This window comes from Paracoccus laeviglucosivorans, from assembly GCF_900182695.1.
In the GTDB taxonomy this organism is placed as follows: Bacteria; Pseudomonadota; Alphaproteobacteria; order Rhodobacterales; family Rhodobacteraceae; genus Paracoccus; species Paracoccus laeviglucosivorans.
In genome coordinates this window covers 281,962-304,590 of the sequence record NZ_FXTK01000002.1, presented here as the reverse complement: position 1 = coordinate 304,590, position 22,629 = coordinate 281,962, and the positions used below count along the sequence as shown (strand labels likewise).

At 64.4% G+C, this 22,629-nt stretch carries 17 protein-coding genes; 8 read left to right on the top strand and 9 right to left on the bottom strand.

The features are described 5' to 3' along the window. Window positions 1–83 precede the first annotated feature (83 nt). From FN835_RS03535 to FN835_RS03500, 8 genes are all read left to right on the top strand, one after another. Window positions 84–671, top strand: a complete 588-nt coding sequence (locus FN835_RS03535) for an ANTAR domain-containing response regulator (protein ID WP_142661821.1) — start codon at window positions 84–86, stop codon at window positions 669–671. Next, window positions 668–1,849 carry a CmpA/NrtA family ABC transporter substrate-binding protein gene (locus FN835_RS03530; protein ID WP_142661820.1) on the top strand — a complete coding sequence of 394 codons (1,182 nt, stop codon included), beginning with the start codon at window positions 668–670 and terminating at the stop codon, window positions 1,847–1,849. The genes FN835_RS03535 and FN835_RS03530 overlap by 4 nt, the downstream gene beginning before the upstream one ends. A gap of 271 nt (window positions 1,850–2,120) precedes the next feature. Continuing rightward, window positions 2,121–3,332: an MFS transporter gene (locus FN835_RS03525; protein WP_142661819.1), complete on the top strand. Its 1,212-nt coding sequence runs from the start codon at window positions 2,121–2,123 to the stop codon at window positions 3,330–3,332. A 5-nt stretch (window positions 3,333–3,337) separates the two neighbouring features. Next, on the top strand, window positions 3,338–5,767 hold the full coding sequence (gene nirB, locus FN835_RS03520; protein ID WP_142661818.1) for a nitrite reductase large subunit NirB: 2,430 nt from the start codon (window positions 3,338–3,340) through the stop codon (window positions 5,765–5,767). After that, entirely contained in the window at window positions 5,764–6,099 is a 336-nt protein-coding gene (nirD, locus tag FN835_RS03515; protein WP_142661817.1) for a nitrite reductase small subunit NirD, read from the top strand. Before nirB ends, nirD begins: the two co-directional genes overlap by 4 nt. A 15-nt stretch (window positions 6,100–6,114) precedes the next feature. Beyond that, on the top strand, window positions 6,115–6,579 hold the full coding sequence (cynS, locus tag FN835_RS03510) for a cyanase (protein ID WP_142661816.1): 465 nt from the start codon (window positions 6,115–6,117) through the stop codon (window positions 6,577–6,579). 57 nt (window positions 6,580–6,636) lie between these two features. Then, window positions 6,637–7,482 carry a formate/nitrite transporter family protein gene (locus FN835_RS03505; protein ID WP_142661815.1) on the top strand — a complete coding sequence of 282 codons (846 nt, stop codon included), beginning with the start codon at window positions 6,637–6,639 and terminating at the stop codon, window positions 7,480–7,482. 6 nt (window positions 7,483–7,488) lie between these two features. After that, a complete protein-coding gene (locus FN835_RS03500; RefSeq protein ID WP_142661814.1) occupies window positions 7,489–10,089 on the top strand; it encodes a nitrate reductase in 2,601 nt (866 codons plus the stop codon). Between the two features lie 9 nt (window positions 10,090–10,098). Here FN835_RS03500 and nadC read toward each other — a convergent pair whose 3' ends face one another. From nadC to FN835_RS03455, 9 genes are all read right to left on the bottom strand, one after another. Continuing rightward, window positions 10,099–10,941 carry a carboxylating nicotinate-nucleotide diphosphorylase gene (gene nadC / locus FN835_RS03495; protein WP_142661813.1) on the bottom strand — a complete coding sequence of 281 codons (843 nt, stop codon included), beginning with the start codon at window positions 10,939–10,941 and terminating at the stop codon, window positions 10,099–10,101. Then, a complete protein-coding gene (locus FN835_RS03490) occupies window positions 10,938–12,482 on the bottom strand; it encodes an L-aspartate oxidase (RefSeq protein WP_142661812.1) in 1,545 nt (514 codons plus the stop codon). Before FN835_RS03490 ends, nadC begins: the two co-directional genes overlap by 4 nt. Continuing rightward, window positions 12,479–13,531, bottom strand: a complete 1,053-nt coding sequence (gene nadA / locus FN835_RS03485) for a quinolinate synthase NadA (protein WP_142661811.1) — start codon at window positions 13,529–13,531, stop codon at window positions 12,479–12,481. Before nadA ends, FN835_RS03490 begins: the two co-directional genes overlap by 4 nt. 236 nt (window positions 13,532–13,767) lie before the next feature. Continuing rightward, window positions 13,768–14,031 (bottom strand): cell division topological specificity factor MinE, encoded by a 264-nt coding sequence (gene minE, locus FN835_RS03480; RefSeq protein ID WP_142661810.1) that lies wholly within the window; start codon window positions 14,029–14,031, stop codon window positions 13,768–13,770. A gap of 2 nt (window positions 14,032–14,033) precedes the next feature. Next, entirely contained in the window at window positions 14,034–14,855 is an 822-nt protein-coding gene (gene minD, locus FN835_RS03475) for a septum site-determining protein MinD (protein ID WP_142661809.1), read from the bottom strand. Window positions 14,856–14,879: 24 nt separating this feature from the next. Continuing rightward, complete coding sequence (minC, locus tag FN835_RS03470; RefSeq protein WP_142661808.1) at window positions 14,880–15,641, bottom strand: septum site-determining protein MinC; 762 nt, start codon at window positions 15,639–15,641, stop codon at window positions 14,880–14,882. A 306-nt stretch (window positions 15,642–15,947) separates the two neighbouring features. Continuing rightward, complete coding sequence (locus FN835_RS03465; protein ID WP_142661807.1) at window positions 15,948–18,752, bottom strand: hypothetical protein; 2,805 nt, start codon at window positions 18,750–18,752, stop codon at window positions 15,948–15,950. 207 nt (window positions 18,753–18,959) lie between these two features. Next, entirely contained in the window at window positions 18,960–19,538 is a 579-nt protein-coding gene (locus tag FN835_RS03460) for an SMI1/KNR4 family protein (RefSeq protein ID WP_185958572.1), read from the bottom strand. A 1-nt stretch (window position 19,539) separates the two neighbouring features. After that, window positions 19,540–22,566 (bottom strand): DUF4781 domain-containing protein, encoded by a 3,027-nt coding sequence (locus tag FN835_RS03455; RefSeq protein ID WP_142661805.1) that lies wholly within the window; start codon window positions 22,564–22,566, stop codon window positions 19,540–19,542. Window positions 22,567–22,629 lie beyond the last annotated feature (63 nt).

The following is a 22,629-nucleotide window of genomic DNA, read 5'->3' as shown; positions in this document are numbered from 1 at the left end:
CGCCAGGACGACACGGACAGCGGCGCTTGGATATTGCGCCCTGACCCTTGGCATGAGAACGGAAAGGTCAGCACAGGTTGGCCATGATCAAGAAACTTCTCATCGTTGTCGTCGAACCCGACCCCGATCGGGCGCAGCCCATTGCAGACGGGCTGCGCGAGGCGGGGGATCACGATATCCGCATCATCGCCGAACAATCCGGCCTTGCGCGGCAGGTGGCCGAATTGCGGCCCGACATCGTGCTGATCGACATCGCCAACCCCTCGCGCGATGTGCTTGAGGAACTGGCGCTGGCCGCCGGTCCCAGCGAACGGCCGGTGGCGATGTTCGTGGACCGCTCGGACGAACAGATGACGCGGGCGGCGATCGAGGCCGGGATTTCGGCCTATGTCGTGGACGGGTTGCGCCCCGAACGCATCAAGCCGATCCTTGATGCCGCCATCGCGCGGTTCCACATCTTCCAGCAGATGCGCGCCGAACTGGCCGCCACCCGTGCCGCACTGGAGGAGCGCAAGATCATCGACCGCGCCAAAGCCGTGCTGATGAAAGCGCGCGGCATTGATGAGGAAGCGGCCTATGCGATCCTGCGCAAGGCAGCGATGGATCAGGGCAAGCGCATGGCCGAAATCGCGCAGCAACTGGTCATGGCAGCGGGGCTGTTGGGCAGATGACGCGGCTGCGGCTTGGTTACGTTCCCCTGATCGACGCGGCCCCGCTGATCATCGCGCATGAACTGGGCTTTGCGGCCGAAGAAGGTCTGCAGCTTGACCTGATCCGGCTGGGCGCTTGGGCGCAAAGCCGCGACATGCTGGGCGCGGGCCTGATCGACGCGGCGCATATGCTGGTGCCGATGCCAGTGGCGCAGGCGATGGGGCTTGGCCCCGCCTTGCCCCCGGTCGATCTGGTCATGTTCCTGTCCCATGGCGGTCAGGCCGTGGCGATCGACCGCCGGATCGAGGCGCGGCTGCGCGATCAAGGCTATCCTTTCGATTTCGCCGATGCCCGCGCGGCGGGTCAGGCGCTGCGCCGCGCCGTGGAGGGTCCGCTGCGCATCGGCGTGCCATTCATCTTTTCCACCCAATCCGACCTGATGAGCCATTGGCTTTTGCTCAGCGGTTTTGCCCCGGACGACATCCGGTTGGTCACCGTGCCACCGCCGATGATGGCCGACAGCATGGCCTCGGGCGAGGTGGATATGTTCTGCGTGGGCGAGCCATGGGCATCGTTCGCGGTCGAACGCGGGATTGCCGCGTTGCTGTTGCCCGGCGTCTCGATCTGGGCCGCGCCGCCGGAAAAGGGGCTGGTGCTGCGCCGCGACCTGATTCAGTCGCGCCCCGAACAGACCGGCGCGCTGATGCGGGCGGTGTGGCGCGCCGGGCGCTGGCTGGACGATCCCGACCATCGCGGCACGGCTGCCGAAATCCTGTCGCGCGGCGATTATCTGAACCTGCCGCCGGAGCTTGCCTCGCGCGGGTTGGGCGGGCGGCTGATCGTGCTGCCCAGCGGCGAGCTGCGCGAATGCCCGCGCTTCATCGCCTTCAACGCGGGTGCGGCCAGCTTTCCGTGGCGCAGCATCGCGGCTCTGATGGCCAGCCGGATCGCCGCAAGGCATGGCCTTGCGCCCGAGCCTGCGATGACGCGGGCCATGGCGCATTTCCGCACCGATCTTTACCGCGAACATCTGCGTCCGGCGGGCGCGGCCCTGCCCGGCGCATCGTCGCGGATCGAGGGCGCGCTGCGCGAGGACCGTATGGTCGCGGCCGAAAAGGGCCAGATGATTCTGCGTGCGGATGGTTTCTTCGACGGCTTCACGTTCGAGCCGCCAATCGGCACTTCGTCACAAAACTGACCAATCCGTAAGCAGTGCGCCGCACCACCGCATGATTTTCGCGCTTGGCGGGCAATGGCACGGCAATCCCCGGTGCAAACGCTTGCGGTGCCGTCCCCTGTGCGGTGATGGTGGGTCATGGCCCGACGCAATGGCGCGTCACCGGCCCGCTCGCAATGATGCGGCATCTCCCTGAAAGCGCAGCGCTTGCTGTTGTCCCGCATGGGGACGGATGCCTGCTGCCCGCGCTTTCCGAAAGCCACTGCACCCCAGTTTCGCCATCGGAGCATCCATGTCCGCCGCATCACCCGCCGCCAGCCGTGCGCTTGGCCTGTCAACCTTTTCGTTCACCATCTGCTTTGCCGTCTGGACGATCTTTTCGATCATCGGCATCCAGATCAAACAACAGCTTTCCCTGACCGAAACCCAGTTCGGGCTGCTGGTCGGGATGCCCGTCCTGACCGGATCGCTGGTCCGGCTGGCGCTTGGCGTAATGACCGACCGGCTGGGCGGGCGCATCGTCTATACGCTGACGATGCTTGCCGCAGCCCTTGCGACCTTCCTGCTAAGCTGGGCCACGACCTATCCGCAGATGCTGCTGGCGGCGCTTGGCGTCGGACTTGCGGGCGGGTCGTTCGCGGTGGGCGTCGCCTATGTCTCGCGCTTTTTCGACGGGTCGCGTCAGGGAACGGCACTTGGCATCTTTGGCGTCGGCAATGTCGGCGCGGCGGTGACCAAGTTCGTCGCGCCCTTCGTCATGCTGGCTTACGGCTGGCAGATGACGGCGCAGGTCTGGGCGGGCGCGCTTGCACTGACGGCGGTGCTGTTCTGGATCTTCAGCAAGGATGACCCGGTGACCGTCCAGCGTCGCGGGACCAAGGCGCCGCTGCGCAGCTTGCGTGCCGAATTCACGCCCCTGCGCGAGGTGCGGGTCTGGCGCTTCTCGGCCTATTACTTCTTCAGCTTCGGGGCGTTCGTCGCGCTGGCGCTGTGGCTGCCGCATTATTTGATCGGGGTCTATGGCTTTGACGTCAAGGTCGCGGGTATGGTCGGTGCGGCCTACTCTATCCCCGCATCGGTCTTTCGCGCTTATGGCGGCGTGCTGTCGGACCGGATCGGTGCGCGGCGGGTGATGTATGCGACATTCGCCGTGTCGCTGCTGGCCACGGCGATCCTGTCGGTTCCGGCCCATGTGCCTGTCGCGGTGTTTCTGGCCGTCATCTTCACGCTGGGCTTTTTCATGAGCCTGGGCAAAGCCGCCGTCTACAAGCACATCCCCAGCTATTATCCCGGCAATGTGGGCGCAGTGGGCGGTCTGGTCGGCATGATCGGCGGGCTTGGCGGTTTCATTCTGCCATTGCTGTTCGGCTGGCTGAAGGATGAGACCGGGCTGTGGTCCAGCTGCTTTGCCGTCCTGTTCGTGCTGGTCGCCGCATGCCTTGTCTGGATGCACCTGTCGATCCGGCGCGCGCCTCCTTCCTCCAGCCTGATTGCTGCGGAGTGATTTCCATGAAAAAGAAACTTGTCGTCATCGGTGCTGGCATGGCCTCGGGCCGGATGCTGGAACAGATATTCGAGACAGCGCCAGACGCCTATGACGTGACGCTGTTCAATGCCGAGCCGCGCGGGAACTATAACCGCCTGATGCTGTCTCCGGTTCTGTCGGGCGAAAAGACCTATGATCAGATCGTGACGCATGACGCGGACTGGTATGCGGCGCATGGCGTGGATTGCCGTTTCGGCCAGTCGGTCGTCAGGATCGACCGCGACCGCCGCGTCGTGCATTCGAACCAGTCCAGCGCGGAATATGACGCGCTGGTCATCGCGACCGGATCGGCCCCGTTCATCATCCCGGTTCCGGGCAAGGATCTGCCCGGCGTCGTCGCTTATCGCGATCTGGAAGATACGCAGGCCATGATGGACACGGCGGGCAAGGATGCCGTGGTGATCGGCGGCGGGCTGCTGGGCCTTGAGGCGGCGGCGGGCATGGCCGCAAGGGGTGCCCGCGTCACCGTCATCCATCTGATGGGCCATCTGATGGAACGTCAGCTTGACCCCGCTGCGGGCTATCTGCTGCAAAAGGATCTGGAAAAGCGCGGCATCAAGGTCCATTGCAAGGGCGCGACCAAGGCCATCCTTGGCAGCGACCGGGCCGAGGCCGTGCTGCTTGAGGACGGCACCGTCTATCCCGCCGATCTGGTCTGCATGGCCGTGGGCATCCGCCCCGAAACCCGCCTTGCCAATGACGCCCATCTGGAGGTCGAGCGCGGCATCGTCGTCGATGACGCCATGCGCACCAGCGACCCGCATGTCTTCGCGCTTGGCGAATGCGTCGAACATCGCGGCCAGCTTTTCGGCCTTGTTGCGCCGCTTTACGATCAGGCCAAGGTGCTGGCGAAAACGCTGCTGGATCAGGTCGCCGAATTCAGCCCCGTGCAGACCGCGACCAAGCTGAAGGTGACCGGTTGCGACCTGTTCAGCGCGGGCGATTTCGCCGATGGCGATGGCCGCGAGGACATCGTGTTCCGCGATCCCGGTCGCGGCATCTACAAGCGTCTGGTGCTGCAGGATAACCGTATCATCGGCGTCGTCATGTATGGTGATACTGCGGATGGCAGTTGGTTCTATGGCCTGCTGAAGGACGGCACCGACATCGAGGCCATGCGCGAGACGCTGATCTTTGGCCCTGCCTTCCAAGGGGGTGCCAGCCTGGACCCTATGGCGGCCGTTGCAGCATTGCCGCCTGAGGCAGAGATTTGCGGCTGCAACGGCGTCTCCAAGGGCTCGATCATGGATGCCGTCGCGGGCGGGGCCTGCACGCTGGACCAGATGCGTGCCTGCACCAAGGCAAGCGCGTCCTGCGGCACCTGCACGGGTCTGGTTCAGCAAGTGATGGCCTTTGCCCTTGGGGGCGAGGTCGTGGACGCTCCTGCGGGCATGTGCAAATGCACCGATCACACGCATGAGGATGTGCGGCGGCTGATCCGCGCGATGGGCCTGAAGTCTATCCCGGCGGTCATGCAGGAACTGGGCTGGAAATCGGTCGGCGGCTGCCATTCCTGCCGTCCGGCGCTGAATTATTACCTGCTGGCCGAATACCCGCTGGAATACAGCGACGATCGCCAGTCGCGTTTCGTGAACGAACGCAATCACGCCAATATCCAGAAGGACGGCACCTATTCCGTTGTGCCGCGCATGTGGGGCGGGGTCACCACCCCGGCAGAACTGCGCGCGATTGCCGACGCCGCCGAGAAATACGACGTGCCGATGGTCAAGGTCACCGGCGGTCAGCGCATCGACCTGCTGGGCGTGCGCAAGGAAGACCTGCCGCATATGTGGTCGGATCTGAACGCGGCGGGTCTGGTCTCTGGACATGCGTATTCAAAGGGTCTGCGCACGGTGAAAACCTGCGTGGGCAAGGAATTCTGCCGCGTCGGCACGCAGGACAGCACAGGGCTTGGCATCAAGCTGGAAAAGCTGATGTGGGGGTCATGGACGCCGCACAAGCTGAAACTGGGCGTTTCAGGCTGCCCCCGGAACTGCGCCGAGGCGACCTGCAAGGATATCGGCATCGTCTGCGTGGACAGCGGCTACAACATCTCGATCGGCGGCGCGGCGGGGATGGAGGTCAAGGAGACCGAACATCTGGCCGCTACCCCGTCCGAGGATGAGGCGATCCAGATCGTTCTGGCCGTGACCCAGCTTTACCGCGAACATGGCAAATATCTGGATCGCATCTGGAAATGGATGGCCAAGGTCGGTCTTGACTGGATCAAGTCGCAGGTCGTCGATGACCTTGACAACCGCGCGGCGCTGGTCGCCCGGTTCGAAATCAGCCAGTCCGTCTATCGCCGTGATCCTTGGGCCGATCTTTCGACCCCCGCCGAGACGCCCAAATGGGCACCCCTTGCCGATCTGACGCTGGAGGCTGCGGAATGACCGTCTTTGTCGATATCGGCGCATTGGCCGACATCCCTGCGCAAGGCGCGCGGCTGGTAAAGACCGCGCAGGGCTGCATCGCGGTGTTCCGCACCGCAGATGACCGGGTATTCGCGCTGGACGACCGCTGCCCCCACAAAGGCGGGCCGCTGTCCGAAGGGATCGTGCACGGCACCTCGGTCACCTGCCCGCTGCACAACTGGGTGTTCGACATGAACACTGGCGCAGCGCAGGGCGCGGATGACGGCGCGGTCCGCACCTATGACATCCGCGTCCAGCAGGGCCGCATTCTGATCGATGCCAGCCTGATCCGCGCCAATCGCGCCGCCTGAATAACGGAGAGTCCAATGAACAAGATGACGACAGCGGAATTCGACCGTGACGACCTGACCGCCATGATCCTGCGCGCCAAGAAACGCGCAGGGCTTGGCTGGGCCGCGATTGCGGAACTGATCGGCATGTCGCCCGTCTGGCTGCATTCCGCAGCCACCGGCATGAACGCCTTTCCCGATGACAAGGCCCGCGCTTTCGCCCAGATCCTTGGCCTGCCCGACAGTGCCGTGGACATGCTGACCGCCAGCCCCACCAAGGTCTGGGAACAGGCCGTCCCAACCGATCCCTGCCTTTACCGCCTGTATGAGATCATGGGCGTCTATGGCCCCACCATCAAGGCGCTGATCAACGAGGAATTCGGCAATGGCATCATGTCGGCCATTGATTTCTCGATGCATCTGGAGCGTCAGCCGGACCCAAAGGGCGACCGCGTAAAGCTGACCATGTCCGGCAAATATCTGGCCTATTCCAACTGGTGATCCACCACCTGCCGTCCCGGCCACAAGGGGCGCGGCCCAACAGGAAAGGAATTTGAAATGTCTTACGTCAATCCGGCGGATTTCGCCAAGAAGATGATCGACGCAGGCGAGGCGAAAGTCTTCATGTCCACCAAGGACACTCTGATCCGCGCCTATATGGCGGGCGCGATCCTTGCGTTGGCTGCCGCATTCGCCGTCACGATCACGGTCAATACCGGCAACCCGCTGATCGGTGCGCTGCTGTTCCCCGTGGGCTTTTGTATGCTTTACCTGCTGGGCTTCGACCTGCTGACCGGGGTGTTCACGCTGGTGCCGCTGGCGCTGATCGACAAACGGCGCGGCGTCACCATGCGCGGGCTTTGGCGCAACTGGAGCCTTGTTTTCGTCGGAAATTTCGCGGGCGCGTTCACCGTCGCGATCTTCATGGCGATCATCGTCACCTTCGGCTTTTCGACCGAACCCAATGCCGTGGGCCAGCAGATCGGCCATATCGGCGAAGGCCGCACGGTGGGCTATGCCGCCCATGGTGCCGGGGGGATGCTGACGCTGTTCGTGCGGGCCGTCATGTGCAACTGGATGGTCTCGACCGGCGTCGTTGCGGCGATGATGTCCACCAGCGTTTCAGGCAAGATCATGGCGATGTGGATGCCGATCCTCGTGTTCTTCTACATGGGTTTCGAACATTCCATCGTGAACATGTTCCTGTTCCCCTCGGGCCTGCTGCTGGGCGGCAATTTCACGATCATGGACTACCTGATCTGGAACGAGATCCCGACCGTGATCGGCAATCTGGTCGGCGGCCTGACCTTCGTCGGTGCGATGATCTATGCCACGCATCACCGCACCTCGCCCGAACTATCGCGCGAGGAAGACCCGAAACCCGTCGCCGTCCCGGCCGAGTGATCCGCCATGAACATGCACGCCGCCCCCGCCATACGCACTACCTGCCCTTATTGCGGCGTCGGCTGCGGCGTGCTTGCCACGCCAGACGGTATGGGCGGGCTGGCCATCGCAGGCGACCCCGACCATCCGGCGAACAGGGGGCGGCTTTGCGTCAAAGGCTCGGCCCTTGGTGAAACCCTTGGGCTAAAGGGGCGGCTGCTGACCCCGCGCATCCACGGGCAGGATGCAGGCTGGGATCAGGCGCTGGATCTGGTCGCGCGGCGGTTTTCGCAAACCATCGCCCAGCACGGGCCGGATTCGGTGGCGATGTATGTCTCGGGTCAATTGCTGACCGAAGATTACTACGTCGCGAACAAGCTGATGAAGGGCTTTGTCGGCAGCGCCAATATCGACACGAATTCGCGGCTGTGCATGGCGTCTTCGGTCGCGGGACATCGGCGCGCCTTCGGGACCGATACCGTGCCGGGGCTGTATGAGGATTTCGAACTGGCCGATACGGTGGTTCTGGTCGGCTCGAACCTCGCTTGGTGCCATCCGGTGCTGTATCAACGGCTGGTCGCCGCGCGCGAGACGCGGGGCACCAAGGTGATCGTGATCGACCCGCGTCGCACCGCGACCTGCGACATTGCCGATCTGCATCTGGCCTTGGCCCCCGGCGCGGATGCGGCGCTGTTCAACCTGCTGCTGGCCCATCTGGACCGGCGCGGCCTGATCCGCGATTTCCCTGTGTCGGGCCTGCCTGAAGCGCTTCTCGCTGCCCGCGCCACGTCCCCTGCCGCCACCGGCCTGAGCCATAGCGACCTGCAACGCTTTCTTGAAATGTGGAGCGCATCGGAACGGGTCGTCACGGTCTATTCCCAAGGCATCAACCAATCCGACAGCGGCGCGGACAAGGTGAACGCCATCCTGAACTGCCACCTTGCCACGGGCCGGATCGGACGCCCCGGCATGGGACCGTTCAGCGTCACCGGCCAGCCCAACGCGATGGGCGGGCGCGAGGTGGGCGGGCTGGCCAATATGCTGGCCTGTCATCTGGATATAGAAAACGCCGCACATCGCGCCGCCGTGGCCGATTTCTGGGCCGCACCTCGCATGGCCGACAAGCCCGGCCTGAAAGCCGTCGATATGTTCCGCGCGGTCGAGGCGGGCCGGATCAAGGCGCTGTGGATCGTCTGCACCAACCCCGCCGTTTCCATGCCCGAGGCGGACCGCGTGGCGCGTGCGATCAGGGACTGCGAATTTGTCGTCGTCTCGGACATGATGGCGCAGACCGACACGACGCGGTTGGCGCATGTCTTGCTGCCCGCGACCGGCTGGGGCGAAAAAGACGGGACGGTCACGAATTCCGAACGCCGCATCAGCCGCCAGCGCCGCACAATCCCGCCGGCAGGTCAGGCCCGCGACGACTGGCGCATCATCGCGGATGTGGCGCGGCGCATGGGCTGGGCGGATGCATTTGCATGGCAGACCCCGGCACAGGTCTTTGCGGAACATGCTGCGCTGTCAGGCGTGGCGGGGGAGCTTGGCAGCGATTTCGACATCTCGGACCACGCGGCGGTTTCGACAGATGAATATGATGCCCTGCAGCCATTCCTATGGCCGCAATCCGCGCGTCAGCGGGGCGGGCGTTTCTTTGGCAACGGGCGTTTTCACACACCAGACGGCAAGGCGCGGATGCTGGCGGTGACGCCGCGCACCCCCGCCAAGGTCACGCCTGCGCATCCGTTCCGCCTGAATACGGGCCGCGTCCGCGACCATTGGCACACGATGACCCGCAGCGGCATGTCCCCCCGTCTGTCGCGCCATATCGCCGAGCCGTTCCTGGAAATCCACCCCTCGGACGCGGCGCATCTGGGACTTGCCCCCGCGACGCTGGCGCAGGTGGAAAGCCCGCATGGCCGCGCCGTTCTGCGGGTGTTGGTGACAGACCGCGTGGCCCCCGGACACCCCTTCGCACCAATCCACTGGACGGGGGAAACCGCGCCCTCGGGGCGGGTCGATGCGTTGGTGCCTGCGGCGGTCGATCCGGTGTCGGGCCAGCCCGCGCTGAAATCGGCGGCGGTCGCGATCCGGCCCTATGCAGCGGCGTGGTATGGCTTTGCGGTATCCGCACGTGCGTTCCGGCCCGCTTGCGATTACTGGGCCGTGGCAGCCCTGCCCGGCGGCTATCAGGCAGAGCTTGCGGGAACAGAGTTGCCATCCGATTGGTTGCAGGCCGCAGGTCTCGATCCCTCGGCGGAACCTTTGACGTTACGCGACGACCGGCGCGGATTGCTGCGCATGGCGGTTCTGCGCGAAGGGCGGCTGCGCGCGGCGCTGTTCGTGTCGGACCAGCCGGTCGGGCTGTCGCGCAGCCATGTCGCGGCGGCGCTGGGGGGTGAATGCGGCCCGGACATCCTTGCAGGCCGCGCGGGCGACGACCGCCCCGACGAAGGCGCGCTGGTCTGCGCCTGTCTGGGGATCGGGGTCAACACCATCATGCGCGCCATCGCCACCGGCCGCCTCGTGTCCGTCGAGGAAATCGGCAGGGCGCTTGGCGCCGGTACGAATTGCGGATCGTGCCGCCCCGAGCTTGGGACGCTGCTGGCCCGCGCCACGGCGGGCTAGCGCTGGGGTTCAGAAGTCCAGACCCAGGTCCAGCACACCCGCCGAATGGGTCAGCGCGCCCACCGAGATGTAATCGACCCCCGTCGCCGCCACCTCGGCCACCCGTGCCAGCCGCATGTTCCCCGAGGCTTCGGTGACCAGCCGCCCGGCGACCATTCCCACCGCCTCGCGCAGCGTGGGCGTGTCCATATTGTCCAGCAGCACGACATCCGCGCCGCCTTCCTCCAGCACCTCGGCCAGTTGATCCAGCCGGTCCACCTCGATCTCGACCCGGATCATATGGGATGCCCGCGCCTTGATCGCTTGCAGCACGGGTCGGATGCCGCCCGCTGCTGCGATGTGGTTGTCCTTGACCAGGATCGCGTCGGACAGGCTGAAGCGGTGATTGAAACCGCCGCCATGCAGCACCGCCTGCTTTTCCACCATGCGCAGGCCGGGCGTCGTCTTGCGGGTGCAGGTGATGCGCGTCTGCGTGCCCGCCGCCTCGGCCACGAAAGCTGCGGTCAGCGTGGCGATGCCGCATAGCCGACCGGCAAAGTTCAGCGCCACACGCTCGGCAGACAGGATCGAGGCCGCATCGCCTTCGACTTCGGCCAGCACGTCGCCCTTGACGAAAGGCGCGCCATCCGCGACCTGCACGCGCAAGGCCAGCGCCGGATCGACCAGCCGGAACGCAATCGCGGCAAGTTGCATTCCCGAGGCCACGCCGCCCTCACGTGCCACGATGCGGGCGGTATAACGCGTGCCTGCAGGGATCACCGTTCGCGTGGTCAGATCGCCGTAAGTGCCCAGATCCTCCAGCAGCGCGGCGCGGACCAGCGGCTCAAGGATCATGTCGGGGAATTGGCTCATGCGGTTTCCTTTAGGCTGGCTGACGCCTGCGTCAATGTCATGCGGCTGCGCTGTCCGGTGGGTTCGGTTTGTGGATAGTCGCTGCGGAAATGCGCGCCACGGCTTTCGCGCCGCGCCAATGCGGCGGCGCAGATCAGCGTGGCGGTGGCGGTCATGTTCAGCAGCGCCGGGCAATCGGGCTGCGCCGCCTCGATCGCCGCGATCTCGTGCAGGCAGGCGTTCAGCCCTGCCGCATCGCGCACGACGCCCGCGCCCGCCGTCATGGCGCTGCGCAAACGGGCGACCAGTGCCGGATCGGGTGGCGATGCCTCGGCCAAATGGGGCAGTTGCACCGCCGCCCCGTCGCCCGCAGGAACCGCATCCGCAATCGAGGCAGCGCAGCGCGCGGAATACACCAGCGCCTCCAGCAACCCGTTCGAGGCCAGCCGGTTCGCGCCGTGCAACCCGGTCGAGGCCGCCTCGCCGCAGACCCAAAGCCCCGGCAGGCTGCTGCGCCCGTCCCGGTCGGATGCGACCCCGCCCATGTGATAATGCGCCGCGGCAGCAACCGGGATCTGCGCGCGGGTGGGGTCGATCCCCGCCCTTGCGCAGGCTCCCGCCACAGACGGAAAATCGGACGTGATGCGCGTGCCCAGACAATGGCGCGTGTCCAGTGCGGGACGCAAACCGGCCTGCGATTGCAGATAGACCGCCCGCGCCACCACGTCGCGCGGTGCAAGTTCGGCATCAGGGTGCTGGCCCAGCATGAAGCGCGCGCCCTGGGCATTTACCAGATGCGCGCCTTCACCCCGCAGCGCCTCGGTCGCCAGCGGCGCGGGGTCCAGTCCGACATCCATCGCCGTGGGGTGAAACTGCACGAATTCCGCATCCGCAATCACCGCGCCCGCCCGTGCAGCCATGCCCACCGCCTGACCCGCGACGCGGGCCGGGTTCGTCGTCAGTGCATAAAGCCCACCCGATCCACCCGCCGCAAGCAGAACCGCAGGCGCTTGCAGCAACACCTCGACTGATGCCGGCGCGCGCATCAGCCGCACCCCGACCACACGGCCCGCCCGGATCTCCAGCCCCGAGGCAAGCACCCCTTCCAGCACCTGCACCGAGGGCGTCATCCGCACGGCGGCGATCAGCGCCCGCATGATCTCGGCCCCGGCGCGGTCGCCGCCGACCCGCACAACGCGGGACGCCGAATGCGCCGCCTCACGCGACAGGACATAGCCACCCGCATCGTCGCGGTCGAAGGGCGCCCCCCGCGCGGTCAGGTCAAGAATTTGACCCCGCGCTGCCTGCGTGACCAGCCGCGCCACCTCGGCATCGACCAGCCCCGCGCCCGCGCGCAGCGTGTCGTCTGCATGGGCTTCGGGCGTGTCGGCCGGGTCCATCGCCGCAGCCACGCCGCCCTGCGCCCAAGCCGAGCTTGCGCCCTGCCCCAAGGGATCGGGCGACACGACCAGCACCGGGCGCGGCGCCAGCCGCAGCGCCGCAGACAGTGCCGCAAGCCCCGCGCCCAGAATAACGATCCGTCCCGTCGAAAGGGGCATCATCCCGCCAGTTTCCGCGACAGGTCGATCATGCGCTGCACCGCCCGGCGGGCGGGTTCGGCGACCGCCGGGTCAACCTCGACCGCGCCGGTCATCGAATGCAGCGACCACAGCACCTTTTCCAGCGTGATCTTCTGCATATAGGGGCACATGTTGCACGGGCCCAGAAACTCGACATCCGGGTTCGCGTCCGAAATATTCGACGCCATCGAACATTCCGTGACCAGCATCACCTGTTTGGGCCGCTGCGTTTCTACCCAACCCTGAATATTCGCGGTCGAGCCCGCGTAATCCGCCTCGGCCACGACCTCGGGTGGGCATTCGGGATGGGCGATGATCTTCAGCCCCGGATTCCAGTCGCGGAAATCGCGCAGATCCTGCGCCGTAAACTGTTCATGCACGATGCAGGCCCCGTCCCACCAAACGACGCGCTTTTGCGGCACCTGCTTGGCGACGTTCTGCGCCAACCATTTGTCGGGCGTCATGATGACGGTATCGCTGTCCATCGCCGCCACGATCTGCGCCGCATTGGCCGATGTGCAGCAGATGTCGGATGCGGCCTTCACCTCGGCGGTGGTGTTGACGTAGCTGACTACCGGCGCGCCGGGATACATGGCGCGCATCTGGGCGATGCCCTCGGCGGTGATGCTTTCGGCCAGCGAACAGCCCGCCTCCATATCCGGCATCAGCACGATCTTTTCGGGGCTCAGGATCTTGGACGTTTCCGCCATGAAATGCACGCCGCATTGCACGATCACATCTGCCTGCACCTCGGCGGCCTTGATGGCCAGATGCAGGCTGTCGCCCACCACGTCGGAAATGCCGTGATAGATTTGCGGCGTCATGTAGTTATGCGCCAGAATGACCGCATTACGCTGTTTTTTCAGCGCGATGATTGCGCGGACATAAGGTGCGTGGATCGCCCAATCGACCATCGGCATGACGCGCCCCATCCGGGCATGAATATCCGACATCTCGGCTGCCAGCGTCAGCGAGGGTTCCAGATCGTAATGCGCACGCAACTCGCTGCGAATATCGGTCAGGTCCAGCATGGCTCACTCCTCCGCTACGCCAGAACGAAACCGCCCTGCATTGCAGCAAGGCGGTTTTCATGGATTCGGTGTCATAAAGATGACGCAAGGGCGCAGCAACAAGATTGCGACGAGTGACGCTTTTTAAGGCATATCCTTGCCGAAACGCGCCAGCCCGCGACAGATTGCATTGCACGCAAAAGTCGTTTCGGGGCGCAGAAATGCAAAGGGCGCGGTCATGCCGCGCCCTTGTCGTATCAGGTCTTGCGAGACGAGGTGCTGGGCATCTCGATATTTATCTCAAGGCTGGACAGATCGTCGCTGCGCTCAAGCTTTATATCGACCGCGTCACCGTCGATCTGCATGTGTTTGCGCACCACTTCCAGAATGTCGCGCTGCAGCATCGGCAGGAAATCGGGCGTGTCGCCATTGGCGCGTTCATGCGCCAACAGGATCTGCAACCGCTCCTTGGCGGTCTGGGCCGTCGATGGCTTTTTGGGGCGGAAACTGAAACCGAACATGCTCAGGCCGTCCGTCCCAGCAGCCTCTGGAAGAAGCCGCGTTTCTGTTCCCCTGCATTGACGCGCATTTCGATCTGCTCGCCGATCAGACGACCGACGGCATCGACATAGGCTTTGCCCGCGCCTGAGGTGTCGTCAAGGATCACCGGCTGGCCCTCGTTCGACGCTTTCAGGACCGAGGTGCTTTCCGGGATGATGCCCAAAAGCGGGATCGCCAGAATTTCCAGCACGTCCTGCACGCTCATCATCTCGCCGGCGGCGGAACGCTGGGCGTCAAAGCGGGTCAGCAGAAGCTGCGCCTTGACCGCGCTGCCATCGCCCTTTTCCGCAAGGAAGGTCTTGGAGTTCAACAGCCCCAACACCCGGTCGCTGTCACGGACCGAGGACACTTCGGGGTTCGTAACGACCACGGCCTCATCGGCGTAATACATCGCCAGATGCGCGCCGCGCTCGATCCCGGCCGGGCTGTCGCAGACGATATAGTCGAATTCCTCGCGCAGTTCGTCCAGAACAGCCTTGACGCCTTCCTTGGTCAGCGCATCTTTGTCGCGCGTCTGCGAGGTGGGCAGCACATACAGGTTCTCAAGGCGGCGGTCCTTAATCAGCGCCTGCTTCAGCTTGGCGTCGCCCTGGATGACGTTGATGAAGTCAAAGACCACGCGGCGTTCGCAGCCCATGATCATGTCCAGATTGCGCAGGCCCACATCAAAGTCGATGACGACCGTCTTGTGACCCCGCATGGCGAGACCGGCGCTGATCGCGGCAGAGGAGGTTGTCTTGCCGACGCCGCCCTTGCCAGAGGTGACTACGATAACCTTGCTCACGAAACGCTTCCTTTCGACCGTGGGTTACTTCAGGGATTCAACGCGCAGTTTTTCGCCTTCAAGAAAGGCCTGCACGTTGTCGCGGGGCGTATCTGCCCCCAGATTTTCGCTGGTCAGGTAAAGCCCTGCGATGGCCAGCAATTCGGCATCCAGCGCATGGCAGAAGATGCGCGCCGAGGTATCGCCGTTCACGCCCGCCAAGGCCCGCCCGCGCAGCCGCCCATAGATATGGATATTGCCCGTCGCGATGACTTCGGCCCCCGAGGAGACCGAGCCGACAATGACCAGATCGCCGCGATCGGCAAAGACCGTCTGGCCGGATCGAACCGGCTGCGTGATCAGCTTGGAGGCGGGCGCAGGCGTTTCCTTTTCGGGAATTGCGGCCTGTGCGGCGGCGCCGGGGCGTTCGGTGCGCGTCACGCGGTCTGCCGACACGGCTTTGCCGCTGGGCAGGGCGATCAGCCCGGCAGCCGCGGCGGCGGCGGCCTGATTGCGGTTGCCGCTTTGAATACCAAAGACGGACAGATTACGACCGCGCAGTTCCGCCACCAACCGCTGCATTTCCTGCGTGGTTTCCAGCCCGTGGGCTTGCTCAAGGTCGATGACCAGCGGTGCGTTTTCAAAGAACAGCGGGGTCTGACGCAGCTTGTCGTCCAGCGCATCGAAAAAGCCGTGATCGGCACGACCGGCAAGGTGCAGCGCCACGGCAGTCAGGAAGCGCCCGCGAATCTGTAACGGCTTGACGGTCGCGACTTGCGATGTCGCGGTAGGGTTGAAATCTTGCACGCTTGTTCTGCCCGGCTCCCGCGCGCGCAAGAATCCGTCCCGCACGCCTGTGTTTTTCCGACTCCTTATTATGTCGCGGCGGCTGCGTCCATACGCAATCCCGGCACCGGGCTGTTTCGGCGGAAGCACGCCAGTTGCAAACCAGCAAAAACGCACGGCGCGGCGCGGATCAATCCATGCAAATTGCGCAATTCAAAGGATTGGCAGCTTTGCGAAACAACGGCCTGACGCTGCCGGATCACGTCGCATAAAAACAAAGACGGCCCCGGATCTGCGCCGGGGCCGGTATTTCAGTTCAAGCCAGGATCAATCCATCTGGCTGTCAAGGTTCGGGCCGTCGCCATCGTAATCATGGTGCTCGACATCATCGAAACCGGGGCTGGGAAGGTGCCCCTCCTTCAGCCAGAAATCATATTCGTCGCGGCGGTAATCAAAGATGCTTTTGTCATCGGGCGCGTCGCGCTGGCCGTAGTTATAGATGTATTCGTCCAGATATTCGAACTTCTTGGCACCGTCGCCCATCAGCACGCCCTGCCCGTCCAGATCGGCGAACAGGTTGCGCAGATCCTCTCGGTGGGCGTCCATCCGCTTTGAGTTCTTCTCGTCCTCGATGATCATGAAGGGCAGGAATGCGACCGTGCCCAGCACCGCGCCCACGCCCAGCAGCGGACCTGCCAGCGCCCGGCCGATGGTGCTGCCGACCAGCGCCGCGCCCTGTGCAGCGCCGCCCGCAAGCGTGAAGGTGCCGGCCGCGACCTGCAACGCCCCCGAGGCGATGCCGCCCGGATCGTTGCCGTCTACGCCTTTCTTGATCGCAAGGCCGCCCAGCACGGTATCGGCCACGCCGCCAAAGACGTTCGCACCTGCGTCAAGCACTCGCAGCGTCGCGCCGACACCGCGCGTCAGCGCGTTCGAACCGGCCAGCTTCGGATCTTTGACGTAACCCTCTTTCATGCCCTTTTCGATCTGGTTCGCCTGCTCTTCGGAAATATCCAGACGGTCGCGCAGGGTGGTGTTGCCGTCGATTTCGGCCTTGTCCAGAACCTCGTTGAAGTTCTTGATGAAGGCATCGCCCACCGCATCGGTATATTTCGGGTTCGGCGTCGCCTGATCCGAGCTGAAGATCTGCGGCAGGGTCTTGTCCAGACCGAACATCTTGTTCGCGCCCGAGGTGATGGTCTTGTCGGTGATGTTCGTGCCAAGGTTCACGAAATGCTGACCCGCACCCAGGAAACTGACGAATTCCTTGGCGATCGCCAACCGCTCCTCGGGGGTGTCGGCCAGCGTGCCGCCCTTGCCGGTCAGCTGATAGACGCCCGATGCCAGCGAGATCGCGCCCCCCATCGAACCCAGCATGCCATTGTTGTTCATCTCGGCGATGACGCTCAGCGCGCCGCCGTTGCTTTTTTCGTTCAGCGCCTTGAAGATCGGCTTGTCGTTTGAATTGGCGACCTTTTCCAGATCGGCCTCCGACAATTGGCCGTTCTTGATGAACTTGTCGCCCAGTTCCTGCAACACCTCGTTGAAGGCTTTGGCCTGCTGCTTGTCGCCCAGGAATTCGTTGACGAACTTGTCCATCGTCTCAACGGTGCGGCGTGGGATGTCGATGCCACCCTTTTTCAGCGTGGACATCATCACGGTCATGGCGTCCTTGGTCGCCTGCGCCTGATTTTCGTCGCTGACCTTGGCCGGGTCGCCCATGATGTCGTTCAAATCGACGGTCATGCCGTTCAGCATCGTCGATTGCGCGAACTTCGCGGCCTCGTCCTCATCAAAGGCGGCCAGGTTTTCATAGACGCGACCAATGTCGGCCTCGGCAATGTCTTCCTTTCCGTTCTTCTTGAGGTCGGCGATGTGCTTGACGTAATCCTCGCTGAAGGCCATTTCGCTCAGCTTATCATGCACCTTGTCGGCGTCGGGCAGTTTCTTCAGCGCCTCGTCCTGCGCGGCGCGATAGTCCTTCTGCACCGCTTCCGAGCCCAGCATGTCGGCGATCTTGGTGTCCAGCTTCGCTTCGTCGATGATGGCCGCGACATCCAGATTGTTGACCGGCGTGGTGGACTTGCCGGTCTGGATGTCCAGCCGCATCATGTTCATGCCGTCGTCGACCGCCGTTTTGCCGCGCAAGGCATTGTAAAGCTTGGCACGGTCGTCATCGCCCTTGATCGAGCCGTCGGCGATACCGTCCTTCCACTTGGTCATGGTGTCACGCCATGCCAGCCCAGAAACAGTCAGCTTTTCCTCGCTGCCCTCGACCTTTTCGGTCGTTTCCATGTCCAGCGGGCTGGTTTCGCCCAGTTCTGGCAGTTCCGAGTCCTTGCGGGCGTCGTTGATCTTGCCGTCCTGATCGGTGAAATCGGCATATGAGCCCGACAGGCGATTATACAGGTTCGGGTTCAGATCCTTGGCGACCACCACCTTGCGCACGTCATCGCCGCCGACCGGGATTTCGGCGCGGATCAGGCCGGGGCCGACCTCGTTTTCGGGGCCGATCTTGGCATTCGCGATCTGGTCGTTGCTGTAGACATCATCGACGGTGTTCTTGTAGCCGTCCTTTTCGCTGTCACGGATGCCTTGGCTGGTCTGCGCCAGTTCGCTGGCTTTTTCAAAGCTGTCGGGCGCCAGCTGCTTGTTGACGACGGTATGCTTGCCGTCATTGGTGCGGATCAGCACCGAATCCTTGTATTGCTCGGCGAACTTCACGTCGCGCAGGCCGGGAATGTCGCCGTCGCGCTTCATGATGTCGGCATCATGAATGTCGGCCTGAAGTTCGGCATATTCCTTGTTTTCGCTGGAGCCCTGGAATTCCTTGACGCGGTTCAGATAGTCGTAAAGCTGCGGGTTGGTATCACGCTCAAGCTGGACATATTTCCCGCCTTCGGTGTCGATATATTCCAGCTTCGGATTGCCGGCTTCGTCCTTTTCGCCTTCGATCTCGGAAACCTTGGTCTGCAGCGCATCGGGCCAGACTTCGTTATCGGTGGCCTCGCGGGTGTTTTCTTCCTTGATCTTGTCCAGCCCCGCTTGCTGTTGCATCGGGATGCCGTCGCGCACATCGCGATGGGGCGGGATATTCTGGGGGGCGTTCGGATCGACGGCGGGATTTGCCATTTGGGCCTCTCGGTGGTCTGAATATCGGAGCATCTGCCAAACTGATGGGCAAATATTTCGACTGTGTGACCTTGGGTAAAGTTGCCGATCCGATGCGCAAGTTCTTGCCAATAAAGCGAAATCTTGCCTACGCCGTCCGAAATAGCAATGCACGACACCCCCGCGCCAAGACGACGCAGGGGGCATGGCAATCAGGTTGGGCGGGACTTATTCCGCCTTCAGGAATTTCTCTTGCGGCTGGGAGGGAGAGAAACGCAGCGGTGTCTTGTTCCACAGATCATCCGGGAACGCCTCGGGGCGGATGCGCCCCGTCACGACCCCCAAAAGGAACGGACCGAACGTCAGCCCGTCAAACACCTGCATATTTCCGTATTCGTCATCCACGACCGCGACGGGCCAGTCGTTCGGATCGCCCGGCCCGACCAGCCAGCCCACGTAATCGCCATTGTCGGTGACGGCAAAGCTCATCAGGCTGCCATGCGCGGGATAGACGGGCCAGACCAGCGATGCCGGGTGGTTTTCTTTCAGCGAGGCATAGGCACGCGCCTCTCCGGTCACGCCGCTGGGCAGGGTGATGACCGGATGAAAACCGGCAGCCGGGGTGTAGGGATGCATGAACGGCCCGATCGAGCCCGCACCCCAGCGGTCCAGAAAGGCGCGGTAGTCGGCGGGCAGCTTCACGCCCAGTTCGACCTCGGCGCGTTCCCAGTCGGCGGTCTGGGCGATGGCACCCCGCGCCTCGATTGCGGGCGGCGGCATCAGCTCGGCAAGTTCGTCAATCCACATCTTAGCGTCCATCCCGGTTGATGATCGTCACGGAAATATCCAGACCCTGATCGCCGCGGGCCTGAAGTGCAACCGCAGTCGGCATCGCCTGTCCTTCCTCATAGATCGGGGTGACGCGATAATTCACCGTCTCACCGGCATCGACTGCCTCATAGACCAGCCGCTCGAAATCGCTCATCACCGGGGAGTTGGTGTTTTGCTGGAACAGCGTCACAAGGTTCGCCTCTTCGCTGCCCGATCCGCCCAGCATCCGTGCCAGCAAGTGGCCGCGCGAATGGTTGGCCGCACCGCCACCCCAGCCCGGAGGCTCGATCGACGATTGCGCCTTGCTGCCGGTGTCAAGGATGTCGCGGGTGATGGTGGCCTCGATCCCCTGCGCCTGACCTGCGGCGTTCAGGCTGCCGTAATCAATCCGCGCCTCGGCCCCCGCGGCGGGTGCGGCCAGGGGCGCAAGATGCGCGGGCACGCCGCGCGTCACGTCGCCATTGGCCACGCGCTGCGCCAGAATCTCATCCAGCGAACGGGGGGCTGCGATAAAGCCCTGCCCATCCACCACCGCCGCATCAAGACGGCGGGTCTCGCGGATCAGCGCCTGATCCAGCTCGCGCTGACGGGTCGCGATGCGTTGCTGATCGGCCAGCGTCGTCGCATTGGCCGCGTCCTGCGCCAATGCTTGCGACTCGCGCTGGATCTTGTCGATCTCGGCCCGCGCTTCCCATGCGCTGGACCCGACCGGAGGATCGGCGCGCCCCGTCATCAGCGCGCCCAGCCGGTCGCTCAGGCCGCCAGCGGTCTGCATCTGGTTGGCGCTGCGGATATGCAGGGCCAGCTGCACCGGATCGGGATTGGCATCACCCGACTGGATGCGGATATTCGTCGCGCGGCCGTTCTGCATATCATAGGCCACACGCATTTCACCCGGAGCCAGCCCATCCACGCCGGTTTCCAGCGGGAAGCGGGTGTCGGGCTGTGCGCCTGCGCCCATGCGGATGCGCTGGTCGATCCCGGCAAAGCTGCCATCCGGCGTGCCCGTGCGACCCGCCATATGCGACGCACCCGCCATACCGCCCCAGAACGCGATGTTCAGCAGCGCGCCCGCGCGTTCGCCGCCCGACAGGTGATCCCAGTTCTGGCCCAGCTGCATGGCCTGATCGGCCATGGTCAGCGCATCCACGCCTTCGGCAGCCAGCCCCACGCCCGCCACCGTCCGCGCCAAGGCAGGCGAAACCTGTGCCCCGGCGCTTCCCAGCCGCAAGGCCCCGCCGATCGCACCCACGGACAAGGCGCCCGCCGCGACTTCCAGCCACGCGCCGCGAACGGACGGATCGGACAGATCGCCTATGTCCTGACCGTGCTGTTGCATGTCATAAAGATCTTGCCCGGCGCGGCCCGTCATCCACAGCGCCGCACCGCCCGCGACCAGCGGCGCAGCGGTGCCGCCCGACCCGGCGATGATCGCGACCCCCGCGACCACGCCCGCCGCAATCGCCACGCCGTCCATGACCTTGCCGAAGCCTTCGGCAAAGGTATCGACGACACCGGGCGTATTGCGGTGCGAAAGCTGGGTCGAGTTCAGGTCCAGACCTTCGGCATAGGTCATCTTGCCTTCGGGAAGGGTGTTGTTCTCCTCCCAATCGTTCAGGTCGGAATAGCGGCGACCGTTGTGATCGACGAATTGCGGCCCCTGATCGGTTTCGACCCGGAACACCGGCACGACCGCCGCACCTTCGTCATTCGAGGTGACGGTGACCGGAACGACGGAAACCTGCGCATTCGGCCCGCCGACCTGCGCGATCTGGTCGGCCACCCGATCCAGCGCCTGGTTCGTATCCGAGCGCGAGTAAAAGGCATTGTCCATGCCTTGGGCCAGAAACGCCTCGGTCAACTCGCCTTGCGGCAGCTGATCGGGGGCGATACCCATGGCTTGACCGACGGTATTGCGCAGCGCCTCGCCGCCAAGGGTCTGCGGCTCGGTGCCGCGGGCGCGATAGGTGTCGTTGACCTCGGCCGCGAACCCGCGTGAGGCGGCTTCGCTTTCCCAGCCATCATCAAAGGCGTCGGGTGCGACGCAGCGGCCATCTGCCGCGATCTGGTCCAGCGCCCAAAGCCGCTGCTCGGGCGAGATTTCCTGACCCAACAGCATGTCGCGCGTGTCGCTGTCGGCCAGCGCGGCGGTGATGTTCGACGCCATCTGGTCCCGCGCGATGCGGTCAGACGAACTGTCGCCGGGACGGCGGGCATCGGCAATGGCGCGGGCAAAAGCCTCGCGGCCCGACTGGGTCTGGATGCCCTGCCCGTCTTCGAACATGAACATCGCGGTGGTCATCCGCTCGGCATTGCTGGCGGGGATCGTGCCATTGCCCAAGGCCTGCCACATGGCGGCGCGTTGGTCGGGGCGTTCCTGCATCAGACGCGCCAGCTGCGGCTCAAGCCCGTCGAAGCTTTGCGCGACCGCGCCCGCATCCAGACGCAGCGCTTGTTCCAGCCCGTCATAGGCGGCCTCGCTCGCCTCGGGGGTGGTCAGGATTGCACCTGCCTGCGCGATGCCCTGCTGCGCGCGCAATTCGGGACCGGCCAGAGCCTGGGCCAGCGCAAAACGGGCGGCGGGATCATTTGCGACACCATCCGCCGCCTCGCGCATGTTTTCGCGGCGGGCGCCACCATCCTGCGCCGTCCACGCCTCAACCGCGCCCTGCGCCAGCATCTGCCGCTCCGCCTCGGTCAACTGCCCAAGCGAGGATTGGCCGCGCAGCGCCTGCGCCGTGCGCGTGCCGCCGTCACTGTCCTGAAAGATGAACCAGCCCGACTGGCTATCGGCATTCTCGGCCAGCCAGTCGCGGATCTGCGTCTCACGCTCGGGCGTGACCGGGGCGCGGGGAACGGGCGCGGCGGCAAGGGGCGGTGCGCCGTTATGTCCGGCCTGCTGCGGCTGATCCGCCGTGCGCTGGCCGGGTAAGGGCCGCGCTGCCGGGATCGGGTTCTGGACCGGGGTGGCACTTGAGGGCACGGGGCCGAAAATCCGGGTCACGATCTTCACCTTTTGCGAGGGGGATGGTGTGGGCCCGACGCTAGCGGGCAAAAGTTTCACAGG

Excerpts from the sequence above, each read along its gene's own strand:
- FN835_RS03535 (WP_142661821.1), top strand. The coding sequence starts at position 84 with ATGATCAAGAAACTTCTCATCGTTGTCGTCGAACCCGACCCCGATCGG.
- FN835_RS03530 (WP_142661820.1), top strand. The coding sequence starts at position 668 with ATGACGCGGCTGCGGCTTGGTTACGTTCCCCTGATCGACGCGGCCCCG.
- FN835_RS03525 (WP_142661819.1), top strand. The coding sequence starts at position 2,121 with ATGTCCGCCGCATCACCCGCCGCCAGCCGTGCGCTTGGCCTGTCAACC.
- nirB (WP_142661818.1), top strand. The coding sequence starts at position 3,338 with ATGAAAAAGAAACTTGTCGTCATCGGTGCTGGCATGGCCTCGGGCCGG.
- nirD (WP_142661817.1), top strand. The coding sequence starts at position 5,764 with ATGACCGTCTTTGTCGATATCGGCGCATTGGCCGACATCCCTGCGCAA.
- cynS (WP_142661816.1), top strand. The coding sequence starts at position 6,115 with ATGAACAAGATGACGACAGCGGAATTCGACCGTGACGACCTGACCGCC.
- FN835_RS03505 (WP_142661815.1), top strand. The coding sequence starts at position 6,637 with ATGTCTTACGTCAATCCGGCGGATTTCGCCAAGAAGATGATCGACGCA.
- FN835_RS03500 (WP_142661814.1), top strand. The coding sequence starts at position 7,489 with ATGAACATGCACGCCGCCCCCGCCATACGCACTACCTGCCCTTATTGC.
- nadC (WP_142661813.1), bottom strand. The coding sequence starts at position 10,941 with ATGAGCCAATTCCCCGACATGATCCTTGAGCCGCTGGTCCGCGCCGCG.
- FN835_RS03490 (WP_142661812.1), bottom strand. The coding sequence starts at position 12,482 with ATGATGCCCCTTTCGACGGGACGGATCGTTATTCTGGGCGCGGGGCTT.
- nadA (WP_142661811.1), bottom strand. The coding sequence starts at position 13,531 with ATGCTGGACCTGACCGATATTCGCAGCGAGTTGCGTGCGCATTACGAT.
- minE (WP_142661810.1), bottom strand. The coding sequence starts at position 14,031 with ATGTTCGGTTTCAGTTTCCGCCCCAAAAAGCCATCGACGGCCCAGACC.
- FN835_RS03465 (WP_142661807.1), bottom strand. The coding sequence starts at position 18,752 with ATGGCAAATCCCGCCGTCGATCCGAACGCCCCCCAGAATATCCCGCCC.
- FN835_RS03460 (WP_185958572.1), bottom strand. The coding sequence starts at position 19,538 with ATGTGGATTGACGAACTTGCCGAGCTGATGCCGCCGCCCGCAATCGAG.